The sequence below is a fragment of the Halomonas sp. THAF12 genome (assembly GCF_009363675.1).
GTDB lineage: Bacteria > Pseudomonadota > Gammaproteobacteria > Pseudomonadales > Halomonadaceae > Halomonas > Halomonas smyrnensis.
Genome location: NZ_CP045400.1, coordinates 151,491 through 169,237, shown reverse-complemented (window position 1 = coordinate 169,237; position 17,747 = coordinate 151,491). Strand labels below are relative to the sequence as shown.

16 protein-coding genes and 1 pseudogene are annotated in these 17,747 nt (G+C 60.0%); 6 read left to right on the top strand and 11 right to left on the bottom strand.

What is annotated here, in order from left to right; translation table 11 throughout:
- Positions 1-87 precede the first annotated feature (87 nt).
- The gene (locus FIU88_RS18695) at positions 88-1,341 is read right to left on the bottom strand and encodes a hypothetical protein (protein WP_152478308.1); all 1,254 of its coding nucleotides are present in this window, start codon (positions 1,339-1,341) and stop codon (positions 88-90) included.
- 406 nt (positions 1,342-1,747) lie between these two features.
- Positions 1,748-4,324 (bottom strand): EAL domain-containing protein, encoded by a 2,577-nt coding sequence (locus FIU88_RS18690; protein WP_253065017.1) that lies wholly within the window; start codon positions 4,322-4,324, stop codon positions 1,748-1,750.
- Between the two features lie 266 nt (positions 4,325-4,590).
- Here FIU88_RS18690 and FIU88_RS18685 point away from each other — a divergent pair, with 266 nt between their 5' ends.
- Positions 4,591-6,573: a diguanylate cyclase gene (locus FIU88_RS18685; RefSeq protein ID WP_152478307.1), complete on the top strand. Its 1,983-nt coding sequence runs from the start codon at positions 4,591-4,593 to the stop codon at positions 6,571-6,573.
- 201 nt (positions 6,574-6,774) lie between these two features.
- On the opposite strand, the gene FIU88_RS18680 is transcribed toward FIU88_RS18685, so the two are convergent.
- Positions 6,775-7,362, bottom strand: coding sequence for a recombinase family protein (locus FIU88_RS18680; protein ID WP_152478306.1), 588 nt, complete (start codon positions 7,360-7,362; stop codon positions 6,775-6,777).
- A 179-nt stretch (positions 7,363-7,541) separates the two neighbouring features.
- Here FIU88_RS18680 and FIU88_RS18675 point away from each other — a divergent pair, with 179 nt between their 5' ends.
- Both FIU88_RS18675 and FIU88_RS18670 read left to right on the top strand, forming a co-directional pair.
- Positions 7,542-7,775: an antitoxin MazE family protein gene (locus FIU88_RS18675; RefSeq protein ID WP_152478305.1), complete on the top strand. Its 234-nt coding sequence runs from the start codon at positions 7,542-7,544 to the stop codon at positions 7,773-7,775.
- Positions 7,772-8,094, top strand: a pseudogene (locus FIU88_RS18670) (type II toxin-antitoxin system PemK/MazF family toxin). The gene FIU88_RS18675 and the pseudogene FIU88_RS18670 overlap by 4 nt, the downstream one beginning before the upstream one ends.
- A gap of 47 nt (positions 8,095-8,141) precedes the next feature.
- On the opposite strand, the gene FIU88_RS18665 reads toward FIU88_RS18670, so the two are convergent.
- The 6 genes from FIU88_RS18665 to merT form a co-directional block, all read right to left on the bottom strand.
- A complete protein-coding gene (locus tag FIU88_RS18665) occupies positions 8,142-10,205 on the bottom strand; it encodes a diguanylate cyclase (RefSeq protein WP_152478304.1) in 2,064 nt (687 codons plus the stop codon).
- A gap of 405 nt (positions 10,206-10,610) precedes the next feature.
- Positions 10,611-12,260, bottom strand: a complete 1,650-nt coding sequence (merA, locus tag FIU88_RS18660) for a mercury(II) reductase (protein WP_008957401.1) — start codon at positions 12,258-12,260, stop codon at positions 10,611-10,613.
- A complete protein-coding gene (gene merF, locus FIU88_RS18655; protein WP_008957402.1) occupies positions 12,253-12,498 on the bottom strand; it encodes a mercury resistance system transport protein MerF in 246 nt (81 codons plus the stop codon). Before merF (FIU88_RS18655) ends, merA begins: the two co-directional genes overlap by 8 nt.
- Positions 12,499-12,571: 73 nt before the next feature.
- Positions 12,572-12,829, bottom strand: coding sequence for a mercury resistance system transport protein MerF (merF, locus tag FIU88_RS18650; RefSeq protein ID WP_008957403.1), 258 nt, complete (start codon positions 12,827-12,829; stop codon positions 12,572-12,574).
- A 2-nt stretch (positions 12,830-12,831) separates the two neighbouring features.
- A complete protein-coding gene (merP, locus tag FIU88_RS18645; protein WP_006911918.1) occupies positions 12,832-13,128 on the bottom strand; it encodes a mercury resistance system periplasmic binding protein MerP in 297 nt (98 codons plus the stop codon).
- Between the two features lie 13 nt (positions 13,129-13,141).
- Positions 13,142-13,492, bottom strand: coding sequence for a mercuric ion transporter MerT (merT, locus tag FIU88_RS18640; protein WP_008957404.1), 351 nt, complete (start codon positions 13,490-13,492; stop codon positions 13,142-13,144).
- Between the two features lie 73 nt (positions 13,493-13,565).
- On the opposite strand from merT, the gene merR reads away from it, so the two are divergent.
- Positions 13,566-14,012: an Hg(II)-responsive transcriptional regulator gene (gene merR / locus FIU88_RS18635; RefSeq protein ID WP_006911920.1), complete on the top strand. Its 447-nt coding sequence runs from the start codon at positions 13,566-13,568 to the stop codon at positions 14,010-14,012.
- A gap of 78 nt (positions 14,013-14,090) precedes the next feature.
- Entirely contained in the window at positions 14,091-15,392 is a 1,302-nt protein-coding gene (locus tag FIU88_RS18630) for an ISL3 family transposase (RefSeq protein WP_008957405.1), read from the top strand.
- A gap of 154 nt (positions 15,393-15,546) precedes the next feature.
- On the opposite strand, the gene FIU88_RS18625 is transcribed toward FIU88_RS18630, so the two are convergent.
- Entirely contained in the window at positions 15,547-16,179 is a 633-nt protein-coding gene (locus tag FIU88_RS18625) for a peroxiredoxin (RefSeq protein WP_152478303.1), read from the bottom strand.
- 221 nt (positions 16,180-16,400) lie between these two features.
- Between FIU88_RS18625 and FIU88_RS18620 the strand changes: the two genes are divergently transcribed.
- Positions 16,401-17,123, top strand: coding sequence for a cytochrome c biogenesis CcdA family protein (locus tag FIU88_RS18620; protein ID WP_253742709.1), 723 nt, complete (start codon positions 16,401-16,403; stop codon positions 17,121-17,123).
- 157 nt (positions 17,124-17,280) lie between these two features.
- Here the strand turns inward: FIU88_RS18620 and cadR are convergent, their stop codons facing one another.
- Positions 17,281-17,715, bottom strand: a complete 435-nt coding sequence (gene cadR, locus FIU88_RS18615) for a Cd(II)/Pb(II)-responsive transcriptional regulator (protein ID WP_152478302.1) — start codon at positions 17,713-17,715, stop codon at positions 17,281-17,283.
- Between the last annotated feature and the right edge of the window lie 32 nt (positions 17,716-17,747).

Genomic DNA, 17,747 nt, shown 5'->3' with positions numbered 1-17,747 from the left:
AAAGAACCTCAAATGACATACTATAAACTTCAAGCCTTTGTTTTTTAATGATTAAAAAATAGTATCAATACTAATTAGAGGTACTATTTACCCATGCGCCTCCGCAACGTGCAGCTTCGATACCCACCGCTCTGCGACCTCTGTTGCCGACAGCTCATCCCAGCTCAAAGCCCCCTCTAGAAATATGGCAGTAACCATAGCCTCCAAGTTTGAACTCGTAACTTCTTGAGGCAAGGATCTGGCAATTTTTAGCTCCCAACCTCTGGTTTTAACTTTAGACAGGTAGCTCTCAAGAAACCTGGTGAACAAATGCTCAGCAGCAAAGCTATTGACATACTCTACATGCATATATTCAATTACATCTTTCACCATCCTGATCATAGTATAGTAAGCTTTATCCAGCGGATATGTAACAGCAATATGTCTAAGAACAGCATCCAGTTTGATGTTATGATTTATTTTCAACCTATAGCTCATCCCCAGATACCCAACAACAGCATAAAGCTTCTCAACCCGAACATCATTTACTAGACGCCTAATATCTTCAATATCATCAATTGTTACACATCCTTCGACCACATCACCGTTTACTGCCTGCATAAAGTCACTGATATCATATAAACCATCAGGCAAGTTAATATAGAAACCTGGCTGAGGAATACCCCTGAGCCCTGCATTGGAGAGCAAAGATTTCTTTTCGGCACTCCCGCCTCTTAAGCGAGCATATGCCGTTACAGCCTCGTCTCCCATTGGCTCGACGCGCCTGACGGCCTTCCTAGCAACCAAAGAGTTGAGAGCTTCAGCATCTATACTCTTAAAGCCAGACCAGCCAAACCCACCAGCCCCGAGCTTCAAAGGTCCATCGCCATCATAATTCATAGTGAGAATTGCCAGAAGAAACACTTTATCCAGATACTTAAGATCTGAATACTCATAGCCCTCTACTGACAAAGATGACTCCAAGTACTCAACAAGCTTCTTCTCACATTCCTCGTCAAACTTCTCTCTCTGCTCTTGCAAACAATTTTTACAGGTCCCCCTCTTCCCCTTGAGAGCCTCTTTATACTTCATCCTGCTTGACAACAAAACCACATCCCCACAAGAACCACATAGCCCCACACCTCCTGGCGCACAAAACCCAGAACCTTTTTTAATTATAACTCTAATATCTCCCTCACGCAGACCATGCCTCTCTGAAACTCTAGAAACTGAGTAGGCAAAGCCACCGTTTACACCGCCATCATCCGTCACCAACCAATAGTCATTTATTACCTCAACCTCTTCAGATGACAAGTCGCCGAAATAGCAAATGAACCCAACTTCATTATCATTCTTCATCACGTTCAACTCAAACACACCATGGAAATGACAATATAGGCGCAGCCATATGCTAGGTCAAACAGCACATAGACCATGCGCCTGTTAAGAAATGAATGATGAATGGCGAGAGGGAGAGCCAGAGAGGCAGAGGATCAGAGAGAGGGACGGAGGGAGCCGATCGAAGAATCATATACTTTAGGACTAGGAGGTTTCTAACAGGCTGGGGCATTTACTATTGTATATATGATAGAATAAAGAGGTCCGCTATCGGCCAAAAGCGGACTAACCCTCGGGGGCTATTATAGTTGGATTAAACCTTTCCCCCATCTGAATGGTTGCATTCCACCACAAGAAAACCTTGGTTTTCTTTACATGATGGCCAGAGAGAGGGCCATAGGACACTGCTGAAGAGGCCCCGCGACCTACCTCATAGCCCCACAGGTACCGGAAGCTGCCCGGTAAGCTCTATGATGGCCTCCCGCGGCATCGGCCTGGCGAAGTAGAACCCCTGCAGCAAGTCGCAGTTGCGGCGGATCAGGTCCTGCTGCTGCTCCCGCTCCTCGATGCCTTCGGCCACCACCGTCAGGTCCAGGTGATGGGCCATGGTGATGATGCCTTGCACGATGGCGGCGTTGCTGCGGCTGGTGGCAATGTCCTGGATGAAGGCCCTATCGAGCTTGACCTTGTGGATCGGCAGGTCGCGCAGGTAGCTGAGGCTGGAGAAGCCGGTACCGAAGTCGTCCAGCGCGACCCGGATCCCCAGCGCCTTGAGCTCGTTGATCAGCGTGATGGCCTGCTCGGCGCCGTCAAGCAGCACACTCTCGGTGACCTCCAGTTCCAGTAGCTCGGGCGGCAAGTCGGCATCGTCCAAAGCCGCCTTCACGTCGGCCAGGAAGCCGTCACGGCGAAACTGCAGTGAGGAGATGTTCACGGCAACCGGCCCCCCGAGCCCGCCTGCGGCACGCATCGCCGCGGCGTCCTGGCAGGCACGTCGTAGGATCCAGCGCCCCAGGGGAATGATCTGGCCGGTCTGCTCGGCCAGCGGGATGAACACCCCAGGCGAGATCATCCCACGCTCGGGGTGGTGCCAACGGATCAGGGCCTCCATGCCGCGGATACGTCCGTTCACCGCCTCCACGATCGGCTGATAGTAGAGCTCGAATTGATCTTGGCGCAGTGCCGTGTGCAGATCGTGTCGCAACAGCACCGCCTCTTCGGTACCGCGATGTTGGTCGCCCTGATACCAGTACCAGGTATTACGCCCCTGCTGCTTGGCATCGCCGACCGCCAGATCGGCACGCTGCATCAGCTCATAGGCATACGCCACGCTCTCACAGTTGCAGGCGATGCCGATGCTGGCACTGATGTGCAGGGCACGGTCCTCGATCAAGAACGGCTGCGCCAGAGCACTCAGCACGTCCTCGGCCATCTCGACCCCGGCCTGGCGGCTGTCGAGGCCAGGCAGTAGCAAAGCAAACTCGTCGCCGGTCATACGAGCCAGGCTCGCGTCACCGTCCACCACCTGACGCAGACGCTCGCTGACCGCCACCAACAACTGGTTGCCGATGTGATAGCCCAGGCCGTCGTTGACAGCCTTGAAGCCGTCCAGGTCGAGATGCATCACCACCAGCAGCCCCTGATCCTCCTGAACCCGCTCGAAGGCCGCCTGAAGGTGTTCATCGAAGGCGGTGCGGTTGGGCAGGCCGGTGAGCAGGTCATGGGTTGCCTGGTGGGCGATCTGCGCTTCCTGTTCGCGCTGCCGGGTGATGTCCTGCTGGATGCCGATGTAGTGCGTGCAGGCACCGTCGGCATCGAACACCGGGCTCAGCGAGAGGTGGTTCCAGAAGGGCGTGCCGTCCTTGTGATAGTTGCGCAGGGTAGTCTCGGTGGACTGTCGCTCGATGATCGCCCGGCGAATGACAGCAAGCGCCTCGGGGTCAGTGTCTGGCCCCTGCAGGAAGCGGCAGTTGCGGCCCAGCACCTCCAGAGGCGTGTATCCAGTGAGGCGATAGAAGGCCTCGTTGGCATACACCAGGGGCATGTCGGGCTGGGTCGCGTCGGCCATGACCACGCCGTTGGGGGTGGCCTGGATGCCTCGCTCCAGTAGAAGGCGATCCTCTTCCTCCTGCTTGCGGGCGGTGATGTCACGGCAGACGCCGTATACCCCCACCACCTCGCCATCCACCGAGACCGGGAAGTTGAGGATCTCCAGCCGATAGGGGTGCCCATCGCGGTGGGTGCCCATGGTTTCGTACTGGTGCGACCCGCCCTGTCGGGCAATATCGAACCCGGCCAGGGTCAGCTCGCGATACTCAGGCTCAATGAACTCGTTGAAGTGCCGGCCAATCAAGGCGTCTTCGGGATACCCCGTGATCCGTGTCAGCGCGGCATTACCCCGCTGGAAGTGACCCTCCAGGTCGAACTCGTAGACCCCGTCGGGGTGGTTCACGAACAACGAGCGGTGCCATTCGGAGAGGGCTCGGTGGCTGGAGGCATCGCGGTCACGCAGGATCGCCAGTGCCACCAGCGCCGCGGCCTGCTTCATGCGCCGACGACCAGTATCGGTAGGCTGCTTTGGCTCGCGGAAGTAGATGCCGAAGGTGCCCAGCAACTCACCTTCGGCGGTCAGCACAGGATTGGACCAGCAGGCTCTTAGCCCTTCTCGATCGGCAGCATCGCGAAACGGCGTCCAGCGCGGGTCGTTGCGAATGTCCTCGGTGACCACTGGCTCGCGGCAGAAGGCCGCGCTGCCGAAGGAAGCCGCATCGGGCCCGATGGGCACCGCTTGAAGGCACTCTTCGTAGGCCCTGGAGAAGCGCTGGCTGGGGATGAGGCTCAGGGTCTGACGGCGGGAATCGAAGCGCATGAAGGCCACGATGCCATCTGGCAACAGGATCTCGATCCAGCGGGCAATGGCATCCAAAGTCTCCTCGAGCGGCACCTGCTTCGCGATCCGTTCATGAACGTCCTGCTGCGCCTCCATCAGCGCTAATTCGTTAAGCACTACCGTGCCTCCATGCCGCCTTTCTCCTGGGGGTACGTGCGCTCTGGTTCACTTACCACCCTCCATGGGAAGGATAGTGGCCGAGCCGGTCCTGACGGGCAAGGTACACGCGCCTCACGAGCCATATCGTCTACCGAAGATGACGCTACGAGGCTTTTGCTGGATACTTGCGCGCGCTCGGCGAGCAGGCATGCCTCGCCTTGCTCCTGACGTCGTGAACTCTTCGCCTGCACGGATTGCGGCTGACCTGCTTCGAGGCTCCGCCATTGATCATTAAAGCGTTCTGGGCCCGCCTGACGGTGGCGGTCCTGCTCCCTGTATCCCTGGTCACCCTGACCCTGACGCCGATCGTCGTCTCGCACCTGGAAGAGCGAGTCGACGGTACGCGCCGGTCGGCAGAAGCCCTGCTCGCGTCTGAATACGACCTGCTCCTGCGCGGCATGAATGAAAGCTTCAACCAGGTGCTGGCCACCGCCGAGTACCCGCTGCTCAGACGTTTCCTGTCCCGTCAGGACGCTGCCGAAACACCGACATGGGGCCTGGCGGCGCAAAGCGACTGGGAGCAGCTGGAGGCCCTGTTCGATACCCTGCTGACGCACTTCGGCCGCTATACGCGCCTGGCGGTGGTCGACACTGAGGGGCGTGAGTGGGTGGCCACCTCTACGGTCCCGCTGCTACCACGGCCACCGGTGGTCGACCATGGCACCTCGACCGCCTTCCTTCAGGCCATGGCCCTGCAGGCGCGGGACCTGTATGTCTCTTCCCCTCACCTCGGCGCCTCCGGTGCAGAGCAAACGCCGGTGACCACCGTCATCGATATCGCCACGCCGATCGTCGGTGATCAGGGCGAGCGCCTGGGCGTGCTGCTGTTCACCCTCGACTGGTCACGCCTCACCGCCTCATTGCCGCATGCCCGCGAGAGCCGCGGCGAGGCCCTGTTGGCGGGAGCCCAGGGGCGATGGCTCTTGCCCGATACCGACGGCCAGGAGGCGCGCTTCGGCCAGCCCGTGGCCACACACTGGCCAGCGGCCTGGAGCGCGATGTCCGACCGCAACCAGGGTACCGTCACCCTGGAGAACCACCTGCTCGCCTTTCGCAGCCACGATCTGCGCACCCAGCACTATCGCAGCCAGGCCGGCACCATCATCAGCGACCCGGGTACCCAACCCTGGCGACTCGGCATCCTGATGCTGCGCCCGACGCTCTGGGGGCTACTCAAGGAGAACCCGGTGCAGCCGCTGGCCATCGCCTTGGTCTACCTGTTGTCAGTGGCCTTCGGGCTGTTCTGGGTCCTCAGCAACCACCGGCTCCGCGGGCTACGGCAGCGTGCATTGCTGTTCTCTCGCGAGGCCCGCCAGTATGCCAACGAGGTACAGGACCTCTACGAGCACGCCCCCTGTGGCTATCACTCCCTGGACAGCGATGGCCGGGTCATCAAGATCAACCGCACCGAGCTGGAGTGGTTGGGCTATCGCGCTGACGAGGTGATCGAGAAACGCCGCTACCGGGACTTCGTGACCCCGGAGACCCGCGCGGCCTTCGATGCCGCCTTCCGCCAAGTGCTGGGGGAAGGCCAGGAGGGCAGTGCCGAGTGCGAGCTGCAGTGTCGCGATGGCACTCGTCTGCCGGTGGCGATTCAGGCCACCGCCCAGGTCACCGACGACGGCTTCCAGTATTCCCGTGCCATGGTGTTCGACCTCAGCGAGCGCAAAGCGCTGGAAGAGCGATTGGAACGACAGGCGCTCGCCGACCCGCTCACCGGCCTCGGCAACCGCCGCGCCCTGGAGGACCAAGCCGCCATGGAGATCGCCCGCGCCGAGCGCAGCGGGGCGCCGCTGTCGCTGATCGCCGTCGACCTCGACCACTTCAAGCGCATCAACGATACCTATGGCCACGACGTGGGCGATATGGTGCTGCAGGCCTTCGCCAAGCTGGCCCGCCAGGTGCTGCGTGATGGTGATGTGCTGTGCCGCATGGGCGGTGAAGAGTTTGCCGTGCTGCTGCCCGATACCCACCGCGAGCAGGCCCTACAGGTCGCCGAGCGCCTCCGCGAGGCGGTTGCCACCACCCCCGCCCAGGTCGGCCAGGACGCCACGGAAGACGGCACACTGGCCTACACCGCCTCACTGGGCGTGACGCTGGTGTGTGCCGGGGAGACCACCCTGAAACCGGCCATCAAGCGTGCCGACCAAGGGCTCTACGCCGCCAAGGAGACAGGGCGCAACCGTGTGGAATGGGAAGAGGCCTGACCCCTGACGAAAAATGCCCCTGGTGACGGGACCGACACCAGGGGCAAACAAGGGCAAATAATCAGGGAAGCGCCTCTGGCCAGAGGCGCAGTGCCAATGCCTACGCAGGGGCAAGCTTGCTGAATATTAGCACCCTCACATGATGCCCCGAGTGTCGCTTCATTCCCACCCCAGGCCCGAGGCCCTCCACCACACAGCGTGTCAGGAGTCGGCTGCTCGGCGCTCCGAGGCTTCGGAGTGACTGGCCTTCAAGGCGGCATAGAGGGCTGTCTTGCTGACCTTGATCCGGGCGGCGGCCTCACGGACGTTCAGCCCATTCGCCAGGTGCTCCCTCGCCCGCTTCAGCTTGTCGTCGGTGACGACGGGCTTGCGTCCTCCTTTGCGCCCACGAGCGGCGGCAGCGGCCAGTCCCGCCTTGGTGCGATCACGGATCAGGTCGCGCTCGAACTGCCCCAGGGCGCCGAACACATGGAAGATTAGCCGCCCACCCGGCGTGGTGGTATCGATGGCTTCGGTCAGCGACCGGAAGCCGACACCACGCGCCTCCAGGGTGCTGACCACCTCGATCAGATGCGGCAGCGAGCGTCCCAGCCGATCCAGTCGCCATACGACCAGCACATCCCCCACGCGTAGGAACTCCAGGGCCGCCGTCAGGCCGGGGCGTTCCGCCTGGGCCCCGGAGACGGTGTCATCGAAGATTCGCTCGCACCCTGCCTTGAGAAGCGCATCGGTCTGCAAAGCGGAGTCCTGCTCCGCCGTCGAGACCCGCGCATAGCCGATCAGTGCCATGGACCGCCCTTTTGTCCGCTTATCCGTCCGTCTATCTTATTGTCCGCAAACCCATCCTACAAGCTTATTCTCGGACACTGTCCGGCTTGGCCGCCTAACGATCGTTTTCTGGACACCCTTCGTTGCATGTAACGGAAGGGAGCGCCACCCTGTTACATGAAACGAAAGGAGGATTCGCCATGGTGGCAACCGACAACGTGAACAACCGGGTGAAAAGGCACCGTGCTGCTTTGCGAGCGGCCGGCCTGCGCCCGATCCAGATCTGGGTACCGGATACCCGCCAACCCGGCTTCGCCGAAGAAGCCCGCCGTCAGTGCGCTGCCGTTGCGGCTGCCGACGCCCGGGATCAGGATCTGCAGGACTTCATGGATGCCGCCCTCCTGGACCTGGACGACGACGAGTGTGACGCATGAGGCGTGGCGACCTGGTGACCATTGCCCTGTCAGGTGACTTCGGGAAGCCGCTTCCCGCCCTCATCATCCAGTCGGATCAGTTTGCTGGAACCGGCAGTGTGACGGTGTTGCTGCTCTCCAGCACCCGAGTCGATGCCCCGCTGATCCGTCTCGATGTGGAGCCCACCCCCGACAATGGCTTGCAGCGACGCTCCCAGATCATGGTGGACAGCCCATGACAGTGAAGCGAGAGAGGGTAGGAGAGGCCTTCGGCCACCTCGACGACAGCACCATGGTCGCCGTCAACAGAGCGCTGGCCGTCTTCCTGGGCTTCGCGTGAGGGAGAGGGTGTACCGCTTGGTTTATTTACGTCGCTGGACACACTTTTCAGCCCACTTTGCCCGTTGACTCGTCGAGGTCAGTCATAGCAGGCTCTTCGCTATCAAGTATCACCCTGTCACGACCACCACGTTTGGCCCGGTAACTGGCAGCATCGGCGCGGTCGAGAACAGCCTTGATTGACTCCTCACCTGATTGGAAGTGGCTCACGCCGATGCTGGCAGTCACGTACCAGCGCTTATCCCCTTGTTCCACGGGGCAAGACCCAATCTGCTCTCGCAGTGCCTCGGCGAGAACCAGCGCCTGATCGGGGCTACAACCACTCAGTAGCACGGCAAACTCATCCCCGCCCTGGCGAGCGGCATGATCACTGCTTCGCACCACGCTGCGCACTGCGTCCGCCACCTGCTGCAGCATGCGGTCGCCTAGTGCATGCCCCCCCTGGTCATTGACCGGCTTGAAGTGATCGAGGTCGAAGAGCAGTACCGCTGTCGGCGTGCCAGTCTTCTGCCACTCCACCAGGGCTTCTTCAAGATAGCGTGTCAGGCCACGTCGGTTGAGTAGTCCGGTCAGCGGATCGTGCTCGGTCTCCCAGCGGCGCAGAGCGTTTTCATGGCGGTCCTGGGTGATATCGCGCACCATCCCGACGATACCGATGAACTCACCTTCGACATGAATCGCTCCAGCATGTACGTCCAGCCAGCGCGGGATACCTTCAGCACCCAGGAGGCGGAACTGGCGCATGAAGTCGCAGCGGCCGGCCAGGCTTTGATGCCAGGCCTCTATCACGGCTGGACGGTCCTCAGCATGGATCCGTTTACCCCAGGTATCCATATCGAGCGATTCATCACCTCCCAGAAGCTCCTCGAGGGCAGCATTGATGAAGGTCACCTGCCCTCTCGAGTCCGTGACGAACATCCCTTGAGGCGAAGCGGCCAAGGTGCCTCGCAACAAGGCCTCACGCTCCGCCAGATCCTGCAAGTTGCCCCGTCGCTCGCGCTCGGTCTCGTTGATCACATCAATGACCCGGCGCAGCTCAGGCATGTGCGTAGGAATTTCCAGCAGATAACGCCGTTCATTCTGAAGCTCACGGACCTGCTCTGCCAGGCGTGTCAGTGGACGAAGCGTCAACCAGATCAGCCCCCCGACCAAGGGTAGAACCAATACCAGCGCCCCCCAAGCATGGAAGGAGATGCGTTGCATACCGGCCACCAGCGGCGCCTCGGCCTGCGACTGTGGCAGGTGCACGCCCACGATCCAGCCGGCTGGCCAGATCTGACGATACGCTACCAGCTGGGCTTCACCGGTGACTGCCTTGCCGGCGCTTTCCCCCTCCCAGCCGTACAGTGCTCGTTCGAGCACCGGAGAAAGCTGCTCTGGAAGGGCAACGATAGGCTGCTCCTGATCAGGGTGAAATAGCCGCTTGCCGGACGCGGTGGTAATGGTGACATACCCACCGTCGCCCAGGCGCAGCCGCTCGAAGCTCTTGAAGAGTCGGCTCTCATTGATGTTGACCAGGCCTCCCAAAAAGCCGGTGTAGCGTCCCGCGCCGTCTCGCAACGGGACCAGCATCATCACCAAAGGAGATCCGGTGATGCGCCCCACGAAAGGCTCGCTGACGTACGGGCGCCGGAAAGCATGCATGAAACGCGCATACTCTCGATCGGGGAAGCTGGCCCCCACCCGGCCGTCACCGATAGGCCAAGCGTCTACAACTCGTGTGTCGCGATCGAAAAGAGTGAGACCTTCGAAGAGGGGAGACAAGGAGTGTCCATGCTGGGCATCAAGGGCACCACGGACTGGTTCAGGAATCTGCTTCGCTAACTGCTCCAACTCATCCAGACGCTCATCGACCTGATAGGTGATGGAATTGCTGATCAGCTCAGCTTCATAACGCAGGTGCTGGTGGTTGGTCTCGTCCACCAAGATACGACCCGCTTGCCAGCCGAGGGTCAGAAGCGTCACGCACAACACCCCCCACAGCATCGCGGCGCCAACCAGCAAGCGTCCACGCAGAGTCATCAGAGGGAGCTTGAGAGGGAGTTTCAGGAGACCCAAAATTTCGGTGTCAGCACCAGGTCTCTTTGCATTAGAACTTGATGTCATCAGCATTATGCTGCACCAGAATATCTCTAGCCGCCAGAGCCCCCACCCTCCTCAGACAAAAAGCCCCTGGTGACGGGGAGGCACCAGGGGCAAAATAATGGGTATCCGGATTATCTGGTTGGTATGCGAGAGCGAAAGGTGGCCGACAAACTCAACCCACAACGGATTAGCTGGTTGATGGCTCGCTGAGTACGCTCACTTGCTAGAGAGCAGATACTTCACCAAACAGGCGATGCCCAGGACCAGTAGCAATAGTAGGGCAATTCCGATCACTGGCATTATCCAGCCCATCGCCCCCATCATCCCGCAATCTGGTAGTGTCGTGTTCATCGTGACAGGGCTCCCTGTGGTGTCCATGCCCAAAACCCGTGGTGCCGCCGCCCAGTGGCACCACGGTCGCGCTCATATCGTTCACCCGGCACAGCAGGACAACTGCGTCACATCCTTGGTGAAAGTCTGGGCACAGAGCTTGAGCCCTTCCACCATGGTCAGGTAGGGAAACAGCTCATTGGCGATGTCGTGTACGGTCATGCGTGCGCGTAGCGCCATCACCGCCGTCTGGATCAGCTCACCGGCTTCCCCCGCCACCGCCTGCACCCCCAGCAACCGGCCCGAGTCGCGTTCGGCCACCAGCTTGATGAAACCACCGGTGTCGAAATTCACCAGCGCACGCGGCACGTTTTCCAGGTCCAGCTCACGGGTATCGACGCTGAAGCCTTGCTCGATGGCCTCGGCTTCCGTCAGGCCGACGGTGGCCACCTGGGGGTCGGTGAAGATCACCGCCGGCATGGCGCTCAGGTCCAGGGTGGCTTCGCCCCCGGTCATGTTGACGGCAGCCCGGCTGCCCCCGGCGGCGGCGACATAGACGAACTCCGGCTGATCGGTGCAGTCACCGGCGGCATAGAGCCCCGGCACCGTGGTGTGCAGATGCTCATCGACCAGAATAGCCCCATGTGCGGTTTCCACGCCGAGGCTCGCCAGGTTCAGGGCCTCGGTATTGGGTGTCCGTCCGGTGGCCACCAGCAGTTGATCCGCCCGCAAGGTGCCGGCGTTGGTGTCGACAATGAATTCATTGTCGGTGTAGTCCACACGGCTCGCCTGGGTCTGCTTGAGGACCTCGATGCCCTCGCGGCGAAACGCCGCCTCCACCGCATCCCCTACCGCCGGGTCTTCCTGGGAGAGCAGGCGGCTGCGGGCCAGCACCGTGACCCGGCTGCCCAGCCTGGCGAAGGCCTGGGCCAGTTCCAGGGCCACCACCGAGGCGCCGATCACAATCAGCCGCTCGGGAAGAGTGTCCAGGGCCAGAGCACTGGTAGAGGTCAGGTAGGGGGTGTCGGCAAGACCCGGGATCGGCGGTACTGCCGGTCGGGCGCCAGTACCGATGAAGGCGCGGTCGAAGTGGACGACCTGCTCGCCGCCCTCGTTCAGCTTGACCATCAGGCTATGGGCATCGATAAACCGGGCCTCGCCGTGCAGGACAGTGATGGCCGGGTGGTCGCGCAGAATCCCCTCGTACTTGGCGTCACGCAGTTCCTCGACACGTCGCTGCTGCTGCTCGAGCAGCTTGGCCCGATCCACCACCGGCGCCTGGGCGCTCAGGCCTGCATCGAAGGGACTTTCCGTACGCAAGTGGGCAATATGGGCCGCGCGAATCATGATCTTCGAAGGCACACAGCCTGTATTGACACAGGTACCGCCGACGGTGCCGCGTTCGATCAGGGTGATCCGGGCGCCGCGCTCGGCGGCCTTCAGGGCCGCCGCCATGGCGGCGCCGCCGCTGCCGATCACCGCGATGTGCGGGGCGTCTTCATCACGGCCCTTGGACACCGATGCGCCTGCCGGGGAAGTGGGCCCACTGTTGGCCAGTCGAGCTTGGTAGCCAAGTCGGGTCACGGCAAACGTCAACGCCGAGGCCGGTGTCCCCGGATCAACGGCTACCGATGCCGTCCTCTGAGGATAGGATACCTCCACCGACTGCACGCCGGGCAGCTTCTCCAAGGCTTCCCTGACATGATCCGCACAGCGGTCACAGGTCATGCCGCTCACGTTGAGTTCAATCATCACGTTTCTCCGAGTCTTCATTAGTAAAGCCGGCATCCTGCTTCCGCTTGTGGTATCGCGCGTAGAGAGGTAAGCCGATGACGATGGCCAGGACGGCAAACAGCAGGTAATCGAGATAGCCTGCCAACGCGGCCAGGCCCGCCGTACCGAATAGCACCAGGGCGATTGGCCCGGCGCAACACAGCACCATCAACCCGGTGCCAAGCACGACGCTTATAAATTTCTGCGAATCTTTCACGCTTATTCCTTCACCGTGACGGACAAGCTCGTAAACAACTCACCCGATGACCGCGATGTGCAGCTGCTTGATGTCACTCAGGGGGCGTATTCCTTGATTTGATAGAGCCGTTGTCACAACAGGCGTCGAACTGCTTCTTACGCCAAATCGCATAAATGGTCAGGCCGATGAAGAAGGCCAGGGCCGGCAATAACACAACGTCGAGATAGCCCGTCAGCGCCGCCAGGCCCACCGTGCCAAGCAGGATCACCAGGATCGGCGTAAAGCAGCACAATGCCACCAGGACGGTGCCGATCACGCTCACGCGCAGCAGGGTCTTGGGATTCTTCATGATCACTCTCGATCCGCTTGCGAGGATGTCGGGGTTGATGGATACCCAGCGTTGGTGGTGGCCTCGGTCAATGCCTCCACCGACGTTCGGGCGTCGTCAAAGGTGACCACGGCCTCGAGATCCGCGTAGCTCACGTCGACTTGCGAGACGCCGTCCACCTTGTTGAGGGCGGCCTTGACGGTGATCGGGCAGGCGGCACAGGTCATGCCCGGCACCGACAGCTTCACGGTCTGCAAGGCCGCTAAGGCGGGCGTGCTGAGCAGGGCGAGTAGCGCGATGAAGGCGAAACGAGCTTTCATGGTAGATCTCCTTTTAATAGAACAAGGGCAAGACGTAGGGGAATACCAGGGCGATTAGCACCAGCAGCGATACGAGCCAGAAGATCGCCTTGTAGCCCGTCCTGACCCGTGGCACGGCACACACCTCTCCCGGCTGGCACTTTTCCACTGGCCGAAAGACGCGACGCCAGGCGAAGAACATCGCCACCAGCGCGACGCCGATAAAGAGCGGGCGATAGGGCTCCAGCGACGCCAGATTGCTGATCCAGGCGCCGGAAACGCCCAGCGTGATCAGAACCAGCGGGCCGAGGCAACACGCCGAGGCCAGGAGGGCCGCGACTCCTCCGGCGGCCAGGGGCCCTCGCCCCGTTTTAGGTGTCCGCATTGACGATTCTCCTTTCGGGATGGGGGGAGCTACGATAAGGTTACTTCCGTAGCTTGGTACGGAGTCAAGCATCATGAAGAGACATGCAGATAAAGTGGCGGACACCATGACCATTGGCGGCCTGGCCAAGGCGGCCGGCGTCAATGTCGAGACAATCCGCTATTACCAGCGACGAGGGCTATTATCGGAGCCCGAACGACCTCCCGGAGGTATTCGACGCTATAGTGCCGCCGATATCGACAGGTTGACGTTCGTGAAAACGGCGCAGCAGCTGGGCTTTAGTCTGGATGAGATCAGTGACCTACTTCGGCTGGAAGATGGCGCCCACTGTCAAGAAGCCAGTGCTCTCGCAGAGCACAAGTTAGGGGACGTTCGCGAGAAGATCGACAGGCTTGAAAGAATTGAGAAGGTGCTGAGCGAAATGGTCGACCGATGCCATGCACAACAAGGCAATATCACTTGCCCGCTAATTGCGTCATTGCATGAAGGGCTCAGAGAAGCAGAAGACCCAAGGGAGTAAATCACCTTCAGTTCGTAGAAAACAACGCGGTCAAAGAGTCGCAATCATCTATGGACCATGTCGACAAGGAAAGTTTGCATGACCAGCTTGCCTGACAACATCCTGCACCTTCCCGAGTACCACGTCCTAGCCACCAAGATGGAAGAGCATGATCTCCACTACCAGGTCGAAGCTCCTGAGCCTCTAGCTTGCGAGGAATGCGGCGTTGAGAGTGAGTTTGTCAGGTTCGGCAAGCGCGATGTGGCCTATCGCGACCTACCCATCCACGGAAGGCGGGTCACCCTCTGGGTGGTCCGTCGCCGCTACACCTGCCGGGCGTGTGGAAGGACGTTCCGGCCAGCTCTTCCGGAAATGGTAGACGATCACCGCATGACGCGGAGGCTTTACAACCACGTCGAGAAGGAAGCCTTCAATCACCCCTACGCCTACGTGGCTGATACCACGGGCCTCGACGAGAAGACTGTCCGCGAGATATTCAAGAAGAAGGCTGAGTTCCTGGCAGCCTGGCATCGCTTCGAGACACCCCGCTGCCTGGGGATCGACGAGCTGTACCTGAACCGCCGCTACCGCTGCATCCTGACCAACCTGGAGGAGCGTACCCTACTGGACCTGCTGCCCGGTCGCCAGCAGGACGCGGTGACGAGGCGCCTCATGAGCATGACCGAGCGCCACCAGGTCGAGATCGTCAGCATGGATATGTGGAAACCCTACCGCCGTGCTGTCCAGGCGGTGCTGCCGCAGGCTCGCATTGTGGTCGATAAGTTCCACGTCGTGCGAATGGCCAACGAGGCCTTGGAAAAGGTCCGCAAGGGGCTCAGGAAAAAGCTGACGTCCAACCAGCGCCGAACCCTCAAGGGTGACCGGAAGATCCTGCTGAAGCGCGCTCACGATGTCTCAGATCGCGAACGGCTCATCATGGAGACCTGGACAGGGGCATTCCCCCAGCTCTTGGCGGCCTACGAGCACAAGGAGCGGTTCTTCCACATCTGGGACGCCACAACCCGGCGTGACGCCGAGAAGGCGCTGACTGCCTGGATTGACGACATCCCACAGGGGCAAAAGGAGGTCTGGAAAGATCTCGTCAGTGCTATCAGTGGCTGGCATGAGGAGATGCTGACCTACTTCGAGACCGACATCCCGATCACCAACGCCTTCACGGAGTCAATCAACCGGCTGGCCAAGGATAAGAACCGCGATGGCCGTGGCTACTCATTCGAGGTGATGCGGGCCCGGATGCTCTACACCACCAAGCACAAGAAGAAGGTGCCGCAGACCAAGGAATCCCCCTTCCTGGGCAAGGCCACCATGACCTACAGCATGGGTCTTCCCGAGCCTGAGAAAAACTACGGCGTCGATCTATCAACCTTCTGGAAGAGTTAAGGGTTCGAAGGAGCAAGGGGCTCCATCTACCACTTAATCCGGATACCCGCCTTAACTAGTCAGGAACTTAGCCATCCATGCGCTTCCTCAAAACCTTACCTCAGCGAGACAACGGGCAGCCCGGCTTACCCGGGCTGCCAAAGGATTCCGCTAGTTATTTAGGCTGTCGCACAACACGCAGATACGGTGTCTTCTCGTCCCAGCCTTCGGGAAAGCGCTCTTTGGCTTCATCACTCGATAGTGAAGGGGAGATAATGACGTCCTCACCGCTCTGCCAATCCACGGGGGTCGCCACCTTGTGCGTGTCGGTCAGCTGAAGCGAGTCGATAACCCGTAGGATCTCGTCGACGTTGCGCCCGGTACTCGGCGGATAGGTCAGCATCAGGCGTATCTTCTTGCTGGGGTCGATGATGAAAACGGTGCGTACCGTCACCTTGGGATCGGCTTTGGGATGAATCATCCCGTACAGCTCAGCGACCACCTGATCGTCGTCGGCCAGCAACGGGTAGTTCAGCGCCGCACCCTGGGTGGTCTCGATATCCTTGGCCCAGCCGGTATGCGAATCCAGCGGATCGACGGACACACCGATCAGCTTGGCGCCACGCTTGTCGAACTCACTTTTGCGCTTGGCAAACGCGCCAAGCTCTGTCGTGCAGACAGGCGTATAGTCGGCCGGGTGAGAAAATAGCACGGCCCAGCTATCACCAAGCCATTCGTGGAAGCTGACGGTGCCTTCCGTTGATTCGACCGTGAAATCGGGGGCTGTCTCTCCAAGTTGCAATGCCATCACGCTATCCTCAGGTTAGATATTTGGAAGATGCAGCTTAAACGCTAATCCTTATACCCACCATAAGGTCAAGCCTCTTTTGAAAAGGCTACAGCCCAGCAGTCTGGCGTGTAGCTAATCAAACGATGTGCTTGCCTTAGGGCCAGATTAGGGTTTTAGAATCAAGGGCTGGACTCAGCCGGCCGACTCATGGCCCTCACTACCTCAGGAAGCGATAGCCCTTGGAATCTCTCTCTTCTATCGGTCTGATTGGCGCGTTTGCAGGTGGCTTGATCTCCTTCTTCTCGCCCTGCACGTTGCCGCTCTTGCCGGGCTACCTTTCCGTCGTCACGGGCGGCAGCGTCAACAAACGGGACAAGAAAATCGAGGCGCTGATACTGAGCGTTTTCTTTGTGACTGGCTTCACACTGGTATTCATCATCCTGGGGCTAGGTGCCAGCTCACTCAGTCAGCTCCTGCGAGGCTACCGTCAGGAGCTCAACTGGATCACAGGCTCGGTGGTCATCCTGCTAGGGGCCTTCATGACCGGCCTGTTCAACGTCCCGATCTTTCAGCGTACCTTACAATTCAATCCTCGTTTTCAGGGCGGATCGCCGCTGTCGGCCACGGCCTTCGGCGTATCGTTCGCCATTGGCTGGACGCCCTGTATCGGCCCCATCCTCGGTGCGATTCTGATGGCTACCTCCAATGCCGCCAGTGCACAGCATGGAATGATCTATCTGAGCGTGTACTCCGCCGGGTTGGCGTTGCCCTTTCTGGCGAGTACGCTCTGCGTCAACAGCCTCAGCCGCCATAGCAAAAAGCTTGGCAGGTGGAGCGCCTACACCCGGCCGGTCGCCGGTATAATCCTGATTCTCATGGGCATCGCCATCGTCTCGGGCACCATGACACGGCTCTCCAGCTTCATGATCGGCCTGTTTCCCTCCCTGGCGACGCTGGGATAAGCGGGAATAGCGAAGCATGGCGGAAGCGAAACGTCTGACAGGGCGATACTGCGGTTGCAGCAGTAACCCAAGCTCGCATGCCGAGAAGCGCAATGAGTCGCCGCGACCAACACACCATGCATTCACAATGTCGCTGCAAGGTCCGGCGTGTCTCTGCTCAGCGCTTATTGCCTGAGCCAGCCCTACATAGTTGTTGTTTGCTCTCCTCGCTGATACCCGCCAGGATGCCGCAGGCACTGATTTCTCGTCCATCATTGCAACTCGCCCTCAGGGCAACGAGCTGTTTCTCAAGCGTCTGCAGTGCGGTTATCTGCGACCGCACATGAGAGATGTGGTCATCGAGCATGGCGTTGACGGCGGTACAAGGCTGGTGAGGGCCGTCCTGATAGCTCTGTAGCTCGCGAATCTCTGCCAGTGACAGGTCCAGGATTCGGCAGCGACGGATAAAGGCAAGCTGCTCGATATGCCGCTTCGTGTAGATACGGTAACCATTCTCCTGCCGGTCTGGCAATGGCAACAGGCCCCGCTGCTCGTAGAAGCGGATCGTCTGGGGGTCGACACCCGCTATCTGTGCTAACTGACCAATGCGCATCAGGCTTTCTCCTCAACGAATCATCTGTCCCA